This window comes from Streptomyces sp. McG3 (assembly GCF_018619185.1).
Lineage (GTDB): Bacteria > Actinomycetota > Actinomycetes > Streptomycetales > Streptomycetaceae > Streptomyces.
Genome location: NZ_JAAXYC010000081.1, coordinates 13498 through 28769 on the forward strand (window position 1 = coordinate 13498; position 15272 = coordinate 28769).

General features: G+C 72.2%; 14 protein-coding genes. 3 read left to right on the forward strand and 11 right to left on the reverse strand.

Annotated elements, in window-relative coordinates; all coding sequences use genetic code 11:
* Positions 1–22: 22 nt before the first annotated feature.
* Positions 23–1048 carry a LacI family DNA-binding transcriptional regulator gene (locus tag HET64_RS15825; protein ID WP_215106041.1) on the forward strand — a complete coding sequence of 342 codons (1026 nt, stop codon included), beginning with the start codon at positions 23–25 and terminating at the stop codon, positions 1046–1048.
* A gap of 76 nt (positions 1049–1124) precedes the next feature.
* On the opposite strand, the gene HET64_RS15830 is transcribed toward HET64_RS15825, so the two are convergent.
* The 11 genes from HET64_RS15830 to HET64_RS15880 form a co-directional block, all read right to left on the reverse strand.
* On the reverse strand, positions 1125–1790 hold the full coding sequence (locus HET64_RS15830) for an ATP-dependent endonuclease (protein ID WP_215106043.1): 666 nt from the start codon (positions 1788–1790) through the stop codon (positions 1125–1127).
* Positions 1791–1866: 76 nt separating this feature from the next.
* Positions 1867–3072 carry an MFS transporter gene (locus HET64_RS15835; protein ID WP_215106045.1) on the reverse strand — a complete coding sequence of 402 codons (1206 nt, stop codon included), beginning with the start codon at positions 3070–3072 and terminating at the stop codon, positions 1867–1869.
* A complete protein-coding gene (locus HET64_RS15840; protein WP_215106046.1) occupies positions 3069–3518 on the reverse strand; it encodes a nuclear transport factor 2 family protein in 450 nt (149 codons plus the stop codon). The genes HET64_RS15835 and HET64_RS15840 overlap by 4 nt, the downstream gene beginning before the upstream one ends.
* Positions 3519–3629: 111 nt before the next feature.
* A complete protein-coding gene (locus HET64_RS15845; RefSeq protein WP_215106048.1) occupies positions 3630–4181 on the reverse strand; it encodes a MaoC family dehydratase in 552 nt (183 codons plus the stop codon).
* Positions 4182–4265: 84 nt separating this feature from the next.
* Positions 4266–5624 (reverse strand): hypothetical protein, encoded by a 1359-nt coding sequence (locus HET64_RS15850; protein WP_215106050.1) that lies wholly within the window; start codon positions 5622–5624, stop codon positions 4266–4268.
* Positions 5611–6636 (reverse strand): ornithine cyclodeaminase family protein, encoded by a 1026-nt coding sequence (locus HET64_RS15855; protein ID WP_215106052.1) that lies wholly within the window; start codon positions 6634–6636, stop codon positions 5611–5613. The genes HET64_RS15850 and HET64_RS15855 overlap by 14 nt, the downstream gene beginning before the upstream one ends.
* Positions 6633–7502 (reverse strand): CoA ester lyase, encoded by an 870-nt coding sequence (locus HET64_RS15860; RefSeq protein ID WP_215106054.1) that lies wholly within the window; start codon positions 7500–7502, stop codon positions 6633–6635. The genes HET64_RS15855 and HET64_RS15860 overlap by 4 nt, the downstream gene beginning before the upstream one ends.
* Complete coding sequence (locus HET64_RS15865; protein ID WP_215106056.1) at positions 7499–8752, reverse strand: aminotransferase class I/II-fold pyridoxal phosphate-dependent enzyme; 1254 nt, start codon at positions 8750–8752, stop codon at positions 7499–7501. Before HET64_RS15865 ends, HET64_RS15860 begins: the two co-directional genes overlap by 4 nt.
* Positions 8749–9618 (reverse strand): cupin-like domain-containing protein, encoded by an 870-nt coding sequence (locus HET64_RS15870; RefSeq protein ID WP_215106058.1) that lies wholly within the window; start codon positions 9616–9618, stop codon positions 8749–8751. Before HET64_RS15870 ends, HET64_RS15865 begins: the two co-directional genes overlap by 4 nt.
* A gap of 29 nt (positions 9619–9647) precedes the next feature.
* Positions 9648–10670 (reverse strand): 4-hydroxy-2-oxovalerate aldolase, encoded by a 1023-nt coding sequence (gene dmpG, locus HET64_RS15875; RefSeq protein ID WP_215106060.1) that lies wholly within the window; start codon positions 10668–10670, stop codon positions 9648–9650.
* Positions 10667–11596, reverse strand: a complete 930-nt coding sequence (locus tag HET64_RS15880) for an acetaldehyde dehydrogenase (acetylating) (RefSeq protein ID WP_215106062.1) — start codon at positions 11594–11596, stop codon at positions 10667–10669. The genes dmpG and HET64_RS15880 overlap by 4 nt, the downstream gene beginning before the upstream one ends.
* Positions 11597–12394: 798 nt before the next feature.
* On the opposite strand from HET64_RS15880, the gene HET64_RS15885 reads away from it, so the two are divergent.
* A complete protein-coding gene (locus HET64_RS15885) occupies positions 12395–13660 on the forward strand; it encodes an MFS transporter (protein ID WP_215106063.1) in 1266 nt (421 codons plus the stop codon).
* Positions 13661–13785: 125 nt separating this feature from the next.
* Positions 13786–15177, forward strand: a complete 1392-nt coding sequence (locus tag HET64_RS15890) for a hypothetical protein (RefSeq protein ID WP_215106065.1) — start codon at positions 13786–13788, stop codon at positions 15175–15177.
* The last annotated feature ends 95 nt before the right edge of the window (positions 15178–15272 follow it).

Consider the following 15272-nt stretch of genomic DNA (forward strand, 5'->3'; position numbering starts at 1 on the left):
CTCCTGTGGAGGTCTCCGTCTGATGGCCCAGTCCGTGGGGATCAAGGACGTGGCCCGGGTCGCCGGAGTGTCCGTGGGCACGGTCTCCAACGTCATCAACCGCCCGGACACGGTCGGTCCCGACACCCGGTCCCGCGTGCTGTCGGCGATCGACCGGCTCGGTTACGTCCGCAGTGAGTCGGCCCGGCAGTTGCGGGCGGGGCGCAGCCGGATCATGGGGCTGCTCGTCCTCGACATGGGCAACCCGTTCTTCGTCGACGTGGCGCGCGGGGCGGAGCGGGCCGCGCGCGAGGCGGGGCTCGGCGTCATGGTCTGCAACAGCGCGCAGAGCCCCGGCGAGGAGGCGGAGTATCTGGCGCTCTTCGCGGAGCAGCGGGTCCGGGGCGTCCTGCTGACCCCCGCCGACGCGACCGGGCGCAACATCGAGGCGTTCCGGCGCCACGACATCCCGTTCGTCCTGGTCGACCGGGTCGCCGAGGGCACCACCGAGTGCTCGGTGTCGGTCGACGACGTGGCGGGCGGGGCGCTGGCGGTGCGGCATCTGCTGGACGCCGGGCACCGCTCCCTGGCGTACGTGAGCGGGCCCCCCGGCTTCAACCAGGTCCGGGACCGCCGAACGGGAGCGCTCGCCGCGCTCGCCGAGGCGGGCCTCGGCCCGGGCGCCCTGCGGGAGCTGCCCACGGAACGGCTCGACGTGGCGGCGGGCCGGGACGCGGGGGCCCGGCTGCTGGGGCTCTCCGACCGTCCGACCGCCGTGTTCTGCGCCAACGACCTGCTCGCCCTGGGCGTACTGCAGTCGCTGTTCGCCGCCGGGGTGTCCGTGCCCGGCGATCTGGCGCTGGTGGGCTACGACGACATCGAGTTCGCGGCGGCGGCGGCCGTGCCGCTGACGTCCGTACGGCAGCCGGCGGCGACGATGGGGGCGCTGGCGGCGGGTCTGCTCCTGGAGGAGACCGGGGCGGGGGCGGCGGACGTGCCGCACGAGCACCGGCGGGTGGTGCTGCAGCCGGAGTTGGTGGTGCGCCGCTCCAGTCTCGCCGCGCGCTGATCCGTGGGACCCCGGGCTGGGCCGCGGGGAGACGCGGCTGTGCCGCGGCTTCCTGGGCTGCGCTGCGCGGCCTCCGTCAGATGTGGGAGAGGAGTCCGTCCAGCGGTTCCGGCAGGCGTGCGAGGTCCAGTGCTTCCGTGAGCGCTCGCGCGTAGTGCTCCTTGCGGCCGCCGATGGTCCCCATGAAACGCCGCAACTGCGCCTCGACCGTCCGCTCCCGCTGGGCGGGCTGGCGTTGGAAGATCCGGAAGGCGCGCAGGTCTCCCCGGTCGTCGATGACCTGCTGGACGCCGTCCGTGCCGAGCGCCCGGATCAGCTCGTCCTCCAGGTCGGCGTGGCAGGTGAAGAAGCCCAGCGCCGCCAGATCGTCGGGGGTCCGGGCGGCGCCGAAGCCGGTCCGCTCCAGGCCCTGGCGGAAGAAGTGCTCCTCCGCCGCGTCGCACAGGCCCGCGGGCCGGGCGTCGAGCCCGTCGGGCCCCAGCAGGCGCAGGTAGCGGGTGATGCTGGTGGCGCCCCCGAGCGGCACGACCACGACGCCCTCGGCGCTCAGGGTGCGCCCCTGGCGTTCGGCGAGGGCCTCGACCGCCGCCCGGTCGCTGACGCCCTCGACGAGCACCACGGTGCGCAGGCTCAGGTCTGCGGCCAGCTCACGGGCGGCCCCGGCCTCGGCGGGCGCGGACGTGTCCGCGTCGCCCGCGGCCCAGGAGATGACCGTCTGCCGGAAGCGCGTCGCTGTGTCCACGGGGCCAGTCTCGCACCGTGATCGCCGGTTGCGGCAAGGGTTTTCCGGTACGCCGGCCAGGGTGTACCACGGTACGTCAGCGGGGTGCGGGAGGCCTGCGCGCCAGGTACAGGCCGACGCCCAGGGCGAGCGCCAGGACACAGCCGGCGAAGGTCAGTCCGGCGTTCCTGAGTCCGATGCCCAGCGTGAGGGCGCCGACGCCGACCACGGGCAGGGAGATGCCCAGGTAGGCGATGACGAAGAAGGCGGACACGGTCGCGGCCCGGTGCTCGGCCGGCGCGGCGGCGCTGATCGCCGTCACCGCGCCCCGGAACGCGAGCCCCTGGCCGAGGCCGCCGCACAGCGCACCGGCGACGAGCAGGGGAAGCGAGGTGAACAGCAACGAGGCGCCCACCAGGAGAAGGCCCGCGACCAGGACGAAGCAGCCGCCCGGCAGGGCCCGCCGTTCGCCGACCCGCCCCATGAGCGCCTGCCCGGCCGTCGAGGCGAGGAAGACGGAGAAGACGACGAGCCCCGTCAGGGCCAGGTTGTGCACGTCGAGCGTCTCGGCCACGAACGCGGGGGCGACCGCGGTGAAGAGGCCCAGCAGGGAGAACCCGGCGAAGGCGGCCAACGCCGAGGTGGCGAACACACCGCGCATCGCGGGCGGGACGGCCAGTCCCTGGGGCCGCAGCCGCACCCCCCGTACCCGGGCGGAGGCGACCGTCTCGGGGAGGAACCAGGTCAGTACGGCGGCCACGGCGATCAGCGCCAGGTGCACGACGAAGGGGAGCCGCAGGGGCCAGGGGGCGTACTCGGCGAGCAGCCCGGACAGCAGCGGTCCGCACCCCAGGCCGCCCATGTTCGCGGCGGTCGCGGCCAGCCCCGCCCGGGCCGCGCGCCCCGGCGGGGCCAGTTCCATCACGGTGACCGTCGCCGCGCCGCTCAGAAGTCCGGCGGCGAACCCGGAGAGGAGGCGTCCGGCGAAGAGGGCGGGGAGCCCGCCCTCGAAGAGGAAGCAGAGGGCGCTGGCCGCCGAGAAGCCCAGGGCGGCCAGGAGGACCGGCCGCCGCCCCGCCTCGTCGGAGACGTTCCCCGCGAGCAGCAGGGTGGCGATCACTCCGAGGGCGTAGACGGCGAACACCACGGTCACCATCAGCTCGGAGAAGCCGAGCTGTTCCCGGTAGAGGCCGTAGAGCGGGGTGGGGAGCGTGGTGCCCGCCATGCCGATGGCGAAGACGGCCGCCGCCGCCGGGTAGCCGAGACGTTTCCCGCGGTGGGCGGAGCCGGGCGTCCGGCTCATGCGTCGGGCGGAGGGTCCGTCGGGGCGGCGGAGGTGATGTGGGTGAGCACGCACAGCCAGCGGCGCTCGCGCCGGACGAAGATGTCCGTGACCCATTCGTCGGCGTCGAAGCGGCGGCCACCGTAGTGGGCCGTGTTCGTCATCCGTGCGGTGACCGTGGCGGTGTCCCGGTGGACGCGGACCCTCGCCGGGCTGATGGCCCGCATCGCCGAGTGGGTCAGGTCGCCGGAGGCGACGTAGCCGAGGAACGCGTCCCGGTCCGTGATGCCGGACTCGGAGACGATGACCCATTCGTCGGCCATGAAGGCGCTGATCCGCGGCACGTCGTTGGAGACGATCGCGGCGGACCACTCCTCCACCAGGGCGACGAGCCGGGCCCGTACCGCAGAGTCCTGGGCGTCGGCGCCGTTCGGCGGCGGCCCGGAGCCGGCTCCGCTGTCTTCCATGGCCCGAGCGTAGCCGCGGGGCCCGCGGGCCGCAGCTCCTGGACGGCCGGGCGGGGGCCGCCCAGGAACCGAAGAGGCCCGGGGCGGGTTCGGGGCCGGCGGTTACGTGCGCTACGCGGTCGGGCCTCCCTCGGCGGCGGTCGCGTCCTCGGGGTCCCGGCCCGTCGGTGGGTCGGGCAGCTCACGGCAGCGGACCATGAAGGACCGCTCGAAGACGATGACGGTCTCCCCCGTCGACTTCGTGCCGGTCGTCTCCACCGTGATGATGCCCTGCCCCGGCCGGGACCGGGACAGCCGCTTGTCGAGGATGCGGCTCGTCGCGTAGAGGGTGTCGCCGACGAAGACGGGGCTCTTCAGACGGACCCTGTCCCAGCCCAGGTTGGCCACCGCCCGCGCCGACAGCGCCTGCACGGTCATCCCGCCGACCAGGCACAGCGTGATGCCGCTGTTCACCAGGACCCTTCCGTACTCGGCGCCGGCGCCGTAGTGCTGGTCGAAGTGGAGCGGGTGCTGGTTCATCGTCAGCAGGGTCAGCCAGGTGTTGTCGGCCTCGGAGAGGGTACGGCCCGGCCAGTGCCGGATCACCATGTCCGGCTCAAAGTCCTCGTAGTCCCCGCCGTGTTCCTCGACGTACTCGTTGTCCTTGACATGGCGCAGGGTCATGCGGCGTCTCTCCGGTGATGTCACTCGATCGGGGCGGCGCGGACAGGCGCGCCGGTACGCGGGGCAGGGCGTGAGCGGGCTGTCTCAGATCGCCACCATCACGTTGTCGGAGCTGCTCGTTCCGCCCCGGACGCTGACGATCCCGGCGGAACCGTCGCCGAAGAACCGGCAGAACAGTCCGGCGGGCCGGCCGCCGAAGATCAGGGGCCCCAGCACCGGGGCGACATCCGCGTCGTACGGCTCGTCGACCCCGTCGGCGATCAGCGCGACCCGGCAGGTCTCCGGCCGCACGAACTCCTGGACCACGCTGGTGCGGCCTTGGACGGCGTCGCCGACGGCTGACTCCCATGCGGCCTGACCGGCTTCGCGGCCGATGGTCACCTGTTGCCCGCTCTCCCCGAGGGCGGCCTTGAGGACCAGCCGCTCGCGGTTCTTCAGCACGAACGGGACCAGGTCGACCTGCTGTCCCTCGCGGTCGGTCCTGCGCTCGGAGAGGATCCGCGTCCACGGCAGGTACCGCGCGATCAGCCCGCGCTCGGCCTCGGTCATCCAGGGCCGTCCCTCCGACAGGAGCCCCATGGTGAGCTTGCTGTGCAGGAACGTCGATGTCTGGGTGCCCACCAGCAGGCAGCCGTGGTCCAGGGCGTCCTGGACGGGGGTGGTGTCGAGGCCCGCGTCGAGCCAGTCCGGAATGGTGAAGTTCCGCAGTCCGACCGGATAGCGCAGGTGCGGGGCGCAGTCCCACGCCTCGGGGAGCTCCTCCGGCTCGAAGAAGCGTGCCGTCAGGCCGTGGCTGTTGTAGTAGTCGGCCTCCATCTCGAAGTACCGTCGCTCCACGCCGGTCACCCGGGCGCTGCCGACGACGGCCACCCTCGGTGCCACCGCCGACTCCGCGCTGAGCGACCGGAACATCTCGGCGCGTACGGCGAACGGGCTCGGCGACCGGAACGGGGCCCGGCCCTCCTCGTCGGCGTGCAGCCCGCGCCAGACCGCCAGACGGCTCTGGGTCTCCACCACGCCGCCGAGCGCACCGCTGACGTTGAACTCCAGGAACTGCGGTCCGTCGGGCCCGATGACCAGGTCCGGACGGACCACGGAGTCGGCGTGCCGCTCCTCGGCGAACGGGTCGCGCACCCACAGCCGGTCCTCGGTGGCGGGCATCTCGTAGGCGGCCAGCCGGTCGGCGGTGGTGTGCCCGCTCTCCAGGGCGGCCCGGCGCAGCAGATCGACCAGCGCGACGCTCACCCGGAAGATCTCGGCGTAGGACGCGCGCGGGATCGCCAGCGGCGCCGCGGGAAGAACCCTCTGGTACGGCCAGCCGGTGTCCCGCAGCTCGTGCCGCAGCATCCGGCGGATCGTGTCCGCCGACGCGGCGGGCCTCAGCCGGTGCCGGCCGAACCACGGGTGCCCGTGTCCCGGACCGAGGTCCTCATGCGTGTCCATCCGGCACTTCCTCCTCTGTCGGCGAAACGGCGGTCGGGCCGCCGGTTCCCTGCTCGGCCGTGCGGTGCTCCTCGAACAGCGCCACCGCGGCGGCGGTGTCCTCGATGGCCATGCCGACCGTGCGCAGGACCGTGGTGCGGCCGGTGACGTCGACCGCGCCGCTCACCAGGCTGCCCAGTTCGTACAGGTCCGCGGCCTTGATCAGGCCGTCGGCCAGTGCGGCCCGGATCTCACCCGCGCCGTCCAGCGCCGCGGTCCGGTCCTCGACGACGGTCACGGCGTCGGCCAGCAGGGCGGGGGCGAGCTCGACGGCGTCCGGGTGGGTTCCGCCGATCACGTTCACATGTGCCCCGGGGGTCACCCAGTCCGCCCGCACCACGGGGGTGCGGGCGTCGGTCGAGGTGGCCGTGCAGATGATCGCCGCGTCGGTGACGGCGTCCCTCGCGGTGTCGCAGACCGTCACGCGGACGGTTCCCGGTTCGGTGCCGCGGATCAGGCCGGCGAGCTTCTCGGCCCGGGCGCGCGTGCGCGAGTGGAGGCGGATGTGGCGGATCGGGCGCACCGCCGTCACCGCCCGGACGAGGGCGTGTGCCTGGACGCCGGCGCCGATCACCGCCAGGTCGTCGGCGTCGTCGGGAGTGCACCAGCGGGTCGCCAGGGCGGCGACGGCGCCGGTGCGGACGGCGGTGAGTTCGGCGCCGTCCAGGAGCGCGGTGATCTGACCGGTCTCCAGGTCGGTGAGGGCGACGATCCCGTGGATCAGCGGCAGTCCGCGTACCGGGTTGTCGGGGGTGAGCGTGGTGACCTTGACGCTGCCCACCGCGCGCTGCTCCCAGACGGCGGGGCTGACCAGGAGGACGCGCCGGTCACCGTGCTCGAGCACCGTGCGGGCCGGGGAGCGGGTGCGGCCGGCGGCCAGGTCGACGAACATCTCGCCGAGCACGTCGACCACGCGGAGCATCCGCCGGGTTCCGGCCATGTCGGCGGCCCGGACCATCACCGGCGCGCTCACGCGGTTCCTCCGGCGCGGCCGAACCGGCTCGTCCAGGCGTCCTCGCGCGCCACGGTGGTGCGGGCCAGCCGGGCGAACGGCGGGCCGACCATGTTGCCCTCCAGGACGGCGATCCCGCCGTCGGCCGCCGCGACGGCCTCCACCACCCGGCGTGCCAGTCCCAGCTCTTCGGCGCGGGGCCGCAGGAGGCGGTTGATCACGTCGAGTTCGCCCGGGTGCACCGTCGCCTTGCCGTGGAAGCCGAGCGCCCGCGCCCGGGTGGTCTCCTCGGCGAGGACCGCCGATTCGGCGAGCCGGTAGTTGGCGGTGTCGACGCACGCCGTGCCGTGCCGCGCGCAGGCCAGCGCCATCGCCTGCCGGGCGGCCAGCATGGCCTCCCAGCTGATGTCGACACCGAGTGTGGCGGCCAGATCGGCCGAGCCGAGCACCAGGCCGTCGGCCGAGCGCGCGATGGAGTCGACGCGGGTGACCGCCTCGACCGTCTCCACCGTCACGTAGATCTCGGGGGACGCGCCCGCCGAGGCCAGCATCCGGCGCAGCAGGTCGACCTCGTCCGCCGAGGTCACCATCGTCATCAGGACGATGCCGGGCCGCACCGGACTGTCGGCCAGCATCGACACGTCCTGGACCCCCGCGAGGCTGCCGAGTTCGTTCATCCGCACGGCGACCTGCCCCGGTCTCGGCGTCTTCTCCAGCGCGGCCCGGCAGACCGTGCGGGCGGCCTGCTTGTCGGCGGGCGGTACGGAGTCCTCCAGATCGATCAGGTGGACGTCCGCGTCGTACGACCAGGCCTTCACCACCTTCTCCGGCGACAGCGCCGGTGTGTAGAGGATGCTGCGCGGAATCGCCCTGGGCGCCCCGGTCACCGGTTCACCGCCCCGGGGAGCGTGCCCGCCGGGCGCGCCCCGGCCTCGACCAGCGCGGTGCAGAGCCGCTTGATCTGATCCGCGCTCTGGCCGGCCCGCAGCATGACCCGCAGTCCGGCGGTACCGCGTGCGACGATCGGGAAGAACACCGGTGAGGTGTAGAACCCGGCCGCGAAGACCCCTCTGGCGGCCTCGACGACCGTGTCGTCGCTCATCGGCACCACCCGGATCGGATAGGTGCCCTCGGCCTGCTCGGTCTGGACGAGCGAGTCGAACAGCGCGATGTTGGACCGCAGGCGCCCCTGCAGCCGGGTGAGTTCCTCGGTGCGGTGGATCTCGGCCGAGGCGAGTGCCGCGCCGACGGCGGCGGCGTTCATCTTCTGCGAGTAGCCCAGCGGGCCCGCGAACCGTTCGATGAGCCGGCGCGTCTCCTCCGGGTAGCCGTCGAGCAGGATCGCCGTGCCGCCGGCTCCGAACCCCTTGGTCAGGGTCGCCACGGTGATGGTCCGCTCGTCCAGCACCGGGGAGTGGGTGCGTACGTAGCCGATGCCGCGCTCGCCGTACGCGGACAGCGAGTGCGAGTCGTCGTAGAAGACCAGCAGGTTGTACTTCTCCTGGAGTTCGGCCAATTCGTGGACCGGCGCGTAGCCGCCGAGACTGTCCGAGCCGTCCACCACGTAACAGACGCGTTCGTAGGTGCGGCACATGTCCTCGATGAAGTCGAGGTCGTGGTGGCCGGAGGTCACGACCTCGCTCTCGTCGGCGCAGCTCGGCTTGGCGTGGGCCAGGGAGACGTGGGCGTTCTTGTCGAAGACCATCAGCGGCCTGGTGCCGTTGCCCAGGTGCCCCGAGGCGATCATCGGAAGCAGACCGGTGCTGGCCGCCGCGGTGGAGAGCGCGCTGACGACCATCGCGCCGAACAGCTCGCCCAGCGACTCCTCCAGCTCCAGCAGCACCGGGGTCTGGACGCGGGTGCGCGGGATGCAGTGGTCGAGCACCCCGAAGCGGCGCAGCGAGGCGACCGCACCGTCGATGACCTGGGGGTGGGTGTCCAGGTCCAGGTAGGAGCAGACGGTGAAGTTGACGAACTCATGCCCGTCGGGCATGTGGAACACGCCGTCCTCCAGGTCGCCGACGATGCCGGCGACCCCGTTCTCGTAGGACTGGTTCCAGAAGGCGTTGCCGATCCCGATGAGTTTGTCGTTGTTGCGGTACCGGTGGGTGGGGGTGATGGTCCTGCGCTCGCTCATCGGGAGTTCCCCTCGGTGGGCTTGTAGCTGTAGACGCCCTTGAGCCTCCGGTAGGCGTACGTGTACAGGGCGACGCCGAGTACGTGCGGCCGGCGGAGGATCTTCCTGGACTTGAGCCAGAAGTTGACGTTGATATTCAGCTCGTCCAGCGATTCGGCCTGGTGCCACCAGCCGAGCGGCAGGTAGAGCATGTGCCCCGGTTCGAGGACGAAGTCGCGGCGTTGGGCGAGCTTGGCCGCGAGCCTCGGGTAGCGCGACAGGTCGACGTCGTCGAGGTCGACCACGTTCGACTTGTCGCCGAACCCCCGCAGTACCGACCTCGGGTAGTAGGCGCGAACGCCCGGCGGAGCGATGATGAACCGCTTGCGCCCCTCGAGCGCGATGTTGAAGTTCTCGAACTCGTCGAAGTGGTTCTTGGTGAACACGCCGCGGTGGCTGATCCACAGGTTGGCCGCGTACAGGCTGTCGCCGTAGCCGAAGAACTCCTCGGCGTCGAAACCGATGACGGCGTTCACGTCGGCCGGACTGCTGCGGATGTTCGACACCACTCGGTGCCAGGTGTCCGTGCTGGTCAGGTGTCGCTCGTCCGCGAAGAACTCGCGGAGCTTGATGTCCCGTGTCTCCCAGCGCCCCGGGTGGTTCTTGTCGCCCGGCTCGGTGAACAGGGTGACGGTCATCTCGGCCAGGCGCGCGGCCACTTCGTCCCGTCCGAGTCCCTGCACATCGGCCGGCAGCTCGATCACCACGGGGCGGTCTGCCTCGTACAGCCCCCGGGGGCCCACGGCCAGGAACTCGTCGAACGACATACGGGTGATCTCGACACCCGCTGTCCCGTTCGCCCCGGGCACAGCTTCCGGAACTGCCATGTCGCTGGTCCTCCTCTCGTCGCCGGGTCTCATACCGCGTCAGCCGTCGGTCCGCGGCCGCTCAACTCGGCCACCACGTCCACGATCAGGTCCTCCTGGCCGGCGATGGCCTGCCGCCGGCCGAGTTCGAAGAAGACTTCGCGCGGGTCCACGCCCGCGGCCCCGGAGAGTTCGACGACCCGGTGCTTGAAGCCGGAGAAGACTCCGGCCAGACCGCTGACGATGCTCATCGAGGCGGTCACCGGTGGTGCGGGCATGAGTTCGCGCTCGGCGAGGTCGGCGGCGTCCAGCAGCGCGTACAGGTCGATGCCCGTGGCGAACCCGCTCCGCTCCAGCACCGGCACCAGCACTTCGAGCTGGGTGTTGCCCGCACCGGCTCCGAAGCCACGGGCGCAGCCGTCGATGATCAGGGCGCCGGCCTCGGCGGCGGCCACCGAGTTGGCGACCGCCATACCGAGGTTGTTGTGTCCGTGGAAGATCACCGGGACGGTGTCGACCGCCTCGACGATTCGGCCGATCCGCGCGGTGACGTCCGGCGGGAGGAAGTGCCCCGCGGAGTCCATGATCCCCACGCCCTGCGCCCCGTATCCGACGGCCCGTGCGGCCTGCTCGGCCAGCTCGTCCGGGGAGGCCATATGACTCATCATCAGGACGCAGTGGGCTTCGGCGCCCGCGTCCCGGAGGAAGCCCAGGTGGCGTTCGGCCAAGGACGCCTCGGTGGCGTGGACTCCGACGCGGACGATGTCGACCCCGTGGGCGATCGCCCGTCGGAGGTCGTCGGAGGTGCCCCAGCCGGGCAGCATGAAGGTACCCAGCCGACTGTGGTTCAGCGCCTCGCGGACGGTCGACAGCATCTCGTCGTCGGTCGCCGCGGCGAGCCCGACCTGTAGCGAGGAGGCGCCCAGACCGTTGCCGTGGCCGACCTCCACCACCGGGATCCGCGCCGCGTCCGCCGCTTCCGCGTAGCGGCGCAGCGCGGTCAGGCCGAGCTGGTGGCGTACGGCGTGCTGGCCGTCGCGCAACGTCGGGTCGTGGATGACCACCTGCTTCACGACGCCACCTCCGTCCGGGACACCCGGTCCGGCCGGGCCGCGTACTGCTCGGCGACCATGACTGCTGCGGCGTTGATGATGTCGAGGTTCCCCGCGTACGGGGGCAGGACGTCGCTGTGCGCCGTGACCTTGAGGACGATCGTCACCAGGTCGCCGGCCGCGGTGCAGGCGACGACCTCGTACCCGGGAGCGAAGGACCGCACCTGTTCGGCCGCCCGGTCGACCACCGCCCGCACCGCCGCCGCATCGGCGTCGGGCACCCGCGCATGGATGACGGTGCGGAAGGTGGCCGGCGGCACCGCCGGGCTGATGTTGAGGATCACCTTGACGTCACTCACGCCGGAGAACGTCGTCACGGCGTGACCGGTGGCCGTCACGTACTCGTCGAGGTTCAGCCGGGTCGCGCGGCCGGCCACGTCACTCGCCACGGTCGACACGACCTCCAGGTACGTCACCGGGAATCGGGCCGCGAGCGCGTGCACGACCGGAACGGACGCCTGGCCTCCGCAACTGATCAGATTGACGTTGCGCGCGGCCTCGGCCGCGACCCCGGTCACGGTGGGCGCCACCATCTGCCCGACCTTGCTGGGCGTCAGGTCGATCACCAGCGTCCCGAGCGGCTCCAGCAGCGGCCAGTGGTCCCGGTGGGACGCGGCGCTGGTGGCGTCGAAGACGACGTCGAACGGAATCGGCGCCGCCAGTACGGCCTCGATGCCCGCGGCGGTGGTGGCGCAGCCGAGGCTCTCGGCGTACCGCAGGCCCGCCGACTCCGGATTGCGTCCGGCGACCAGCCGGCAGTCCAGGCCGGGCGACCGGTCGATCTTGCTGACCAGGTCGCGTCCGATCGCCCCGGTGCCGATGACGGCGACCGTCACGGTCTCGACGATGTCGGGGCGGGCGTTCGTCAGGCCCGCCGCGAGACTCAACGTATGCCTCCGGGGCGTCGGAGGCGGGGGACCAGCGGATGACGTGAGCGGCGACGGTGGGCGCCGGTCGTCCGTCTCGCCGCGTCGGGTTCGTAGGTTCTCATGAACGTTGTTCCCACCCTTCCATCTGCGCGCGGCAGCTCCGTGGCGGTCCTGACCGCGGGGCAGTCAGGTGCCTCACCGGGATCTCCGTCCGTTGCGGACCGTGCGCCGACGCGGTCGGTCACCACGCCCTCCCCTGCGGACCCCGGGCGGCCGTCGACCGGTCGACCACGCGTCGATCAGTCGTCTGTGCCGGTCGGCCGCCGAGAGGCGAGGCGTCGGTGTGGCGATGCGCGGTCGCGCGCTGGGAGGACGAGGGATCACCGGCCGCATGTCGTCGCGCCGAGACAATCGGCCGTGAGCACGAACCGGAGGCTTGACTCGGTGTGTTGAAGCCCCGTTGACGACATGTCCTCCCATGCATGCACGTCGCTGGCCGCCGATTCACCCGCCCAGCGGCGGCGAACATATCAGAAGACCGCAGGACACAACCCCCCTCATCCCTGCATGGGTTGATCTTCCCCGGGAGGCGCTCGGCGACTCCGTCCCGGGCACGTGAGCGGCGGTTGGGTACTTTCCCCGCGGGACCCGATCTTCCCCTCGACTCCACCGCGGACGCCGACTACTCTCGGGAACCCCGTGCACCTGGCTGTGCGGGTCTCGGCGCACGACGACGGGCTGGTGGGGCGTCGACGGCGGGGCAGCCACATCGAAGGGGGAGGCAATGTACTGCCGGTTGCGCTGCCACGCGCTTTCATGACCGCGTCGACGACCGACAAGGCCGACGCACAACGGCCCGTTCTGGGACGTGACTTCTCCCGGCTGTGGTGGTCCGCCGCGGTGTCCTCGCTCGGTGACGGGGCCACGATCGCCGCCGCGCCCCTGCTGGCCACCCGTCTGACCGACGACCCCCGCCTGATCGGCGCGGCCTCGGTCGCCTTCACCGCCCCGTTCCTGCTGTTCGGCATCCCGGCGGGGCTGCTGGTGGACCGCGTCGACATCCGGGCGATGATGGTGCGCGTCGACGTCGGCCGGGCCGTCCTGCTGGCGGTGCTCACCCTCGGGATCCTCGGTGGCTGGGGCGGGTTGCCGCTGCTCTACATCTGCATGTTCCTGCTGGGCGTCGGCGAGGTCCTCTGCCGCAACGCGGCCCAGGTGCTCGTCCCCTTCATCACCCCGCAGGCCGGTCTCTCCACCGCCAACGCCCGCATCATGGCCGCGCAGGAGGCCGGCACCGGCTTCATCGGTCCGCTCCTCGGCGCGCTGATGTTCGGTGTGGCGACGGCTCTGCCCTTCGGCGTGGACGCGGCGACCTTCCTGTGCTCCGCCGTCCTGATCAGCCGTATCCGCCGCACCAGGCCCGTCGAGCGTGCACCGGACAGGTCCGGCGTGATGTCGGAGATGCTGGCCGGCGCCAAGTGGCTGTTCTCGCATCACCTGCTGCGCAGCCTCGCCCTGGTGTCCTGTCTGATCAACCTCGCCGGGAGCGCGATGCTCGCGGTCCTCGTGGTGCACAGCGGGAAGGAGCTCGGCCTGGGTCCGTTCGGGTACGGCGTCCTGCTCGCCTGCCAGGCGGTGGGAGCCGTCCTGGCCTCACGCTTCGCACCCGCGCTGACGGAACGGCTCGGCCGGGAAGGTGCGTTGGTCGCCACCGGCGTCCTGATCACCACGAGCGAGACGGTGCTCGCCGCCGTGCCCTCGATGTACGCGGCCGGCGTGGCCCTCGCGATCTTCGCCTGTGGGACGGTGACGTGGAACGTCGTCGTGGTCGTGCTGCGGCAGACCCTGGTGCCGCAGCACCTGCTCGGGCGGGCGAACAGCGTGTACCGGCTCGTGGCCTGGGGCGGACTGCCCGTCGGTGCGGCGGCCGGCGGGTTCGTCGCCGCCGAGGTCGGCACCCGCGCCGTGTTCGGGGCCGGCGCGGTCGTCATGGCGGTGGTCGCGATGGGGCTCCTCGTGGGCGCCCGCCGCCGGTGGATCACCCGCGCCGACCCGGCTCCGCGAACGGCGGAAACGGACTGAGCGGGCAGCCGTCCGGCGCGCCGCGGGACGCCGGCACCGCACCGAACACGGCAACGTCCAGGACCGCACCGCGCCGAACTCGGCACCGTACCGAACGCACGGCCCATTCCGGAAAGGGACACCCCATGACGACGACCACGAGTCCGCGCACGCCGCCCAGGTCGCGGCTGGGCCACGCGTACGGGGAGCAGCTCGCACGGAACGGGTCGACGGGCCGTCCCGCGGCAGCGGCCCTGGAGTCCGCCACGTTGAAACTGGCCTACCAGGACCGGTTCCTGGACGGCCCCGCCTTCCTCGGCGGGAGCGAGCTCCGCACCCTCGTGGGAGACCTCCACACGGTCTACGGGCTGCTGCGCTCGCTGCCGGAGCGCGGGTTCGGCGGAAGCGTCACCGCACTGGCCGCGGCGGTCGGCCTGGAACCCTCGCAGTCGGCGCTGATCACACGGAGCGCCCGGACCGGGTCGCTCCTCCCGCTGGGGCGGGCCGACCTCTATCACGACGGGACGGGGTTCAAGCTTCTCGAATTCAACATCACCAGCGCGCTCGGCGGCTTCGAGAACGCGGACATCAACCGGGCGATGCTGGCCTATCCCCCGCTCGAAGAGTTCGTGACGCGGCACGGACTCCACTACGAGGACACCCTGGGCCACATGGTGCGGACCATGTACGCGGAGTGCGCCGCGAACATCCCCACCGACCGGGCGCCCGTCGTCGCCGTGGTGGACACGGTGGAGAACTTCGCCGTCGTGGGACCTCGACTGCGGGTGTTCGCCGACAAGCTGGCCGACTTCGGGGTCGAGGGGATCGCCTGCGACCTCGGCGAGATCACGTACCCGAACGGCCGTCCGACGGCTGCGGGCCGAACCGTCGACGTCGTCTTCCGGTACTTCCTGCCCGAAGACCTCACCGACCCCACCGCGGCGGCGCAGCTGGAACCCCTGCTGACCGCGGTCGAGCAGGGCAGGCTGGGCCTGTTCAGCCGACTGGACGCCGAGCTGTACGGCAACAAGGGCACCCTGGCGATGCTCTCCGACGAGGAGCACCGTGACCGGTACGATGCCGCCGAACTGGCCTGCCTCGACCGGATCCTGCCGTGGACGCGATACGTGCGCCCCCACGCCACGGACCCCGGCGGCACCCGGGTCGACCTGCTCGCCCACGCCCTGGGTCACCAGCACGAGCTGATTCTCAAGCCGACGCTGCTGCACGGCGGCAACGGGATCATCGCCGGCTGGACGGTGGACCCGGCCGAGTGGGAGAGCAGGGTCACCTCGGCGATGGACGGCCCGTTCGTGCTCCAGCGCCGTGTACGTCCCACCGCCGAGCCGTTTCCCGACGGCGCCGGCGGCGTGCGGGAACTCTTCCTCAACTGGGGCCTCTACCTGAGCGCACGCGGGGCCGAGGACGACGGCTACGCGGGAGGCTTCGTCCGGGGCAGCGCCGATCCGGCGGTGGGCGTCGTCAGCATGGGCAGCGGCGCCACGGTCGGCTGCGTCTTCCACGGTGACGACCGCTGATCCCACGCGTCCGAACAGGTCCGGCGGCGGGGCGTGCCACCGCCGGACTCCGTCGTCCGACGGCCGGCTCCGCGCCTGTCTCTTATACCCATCTC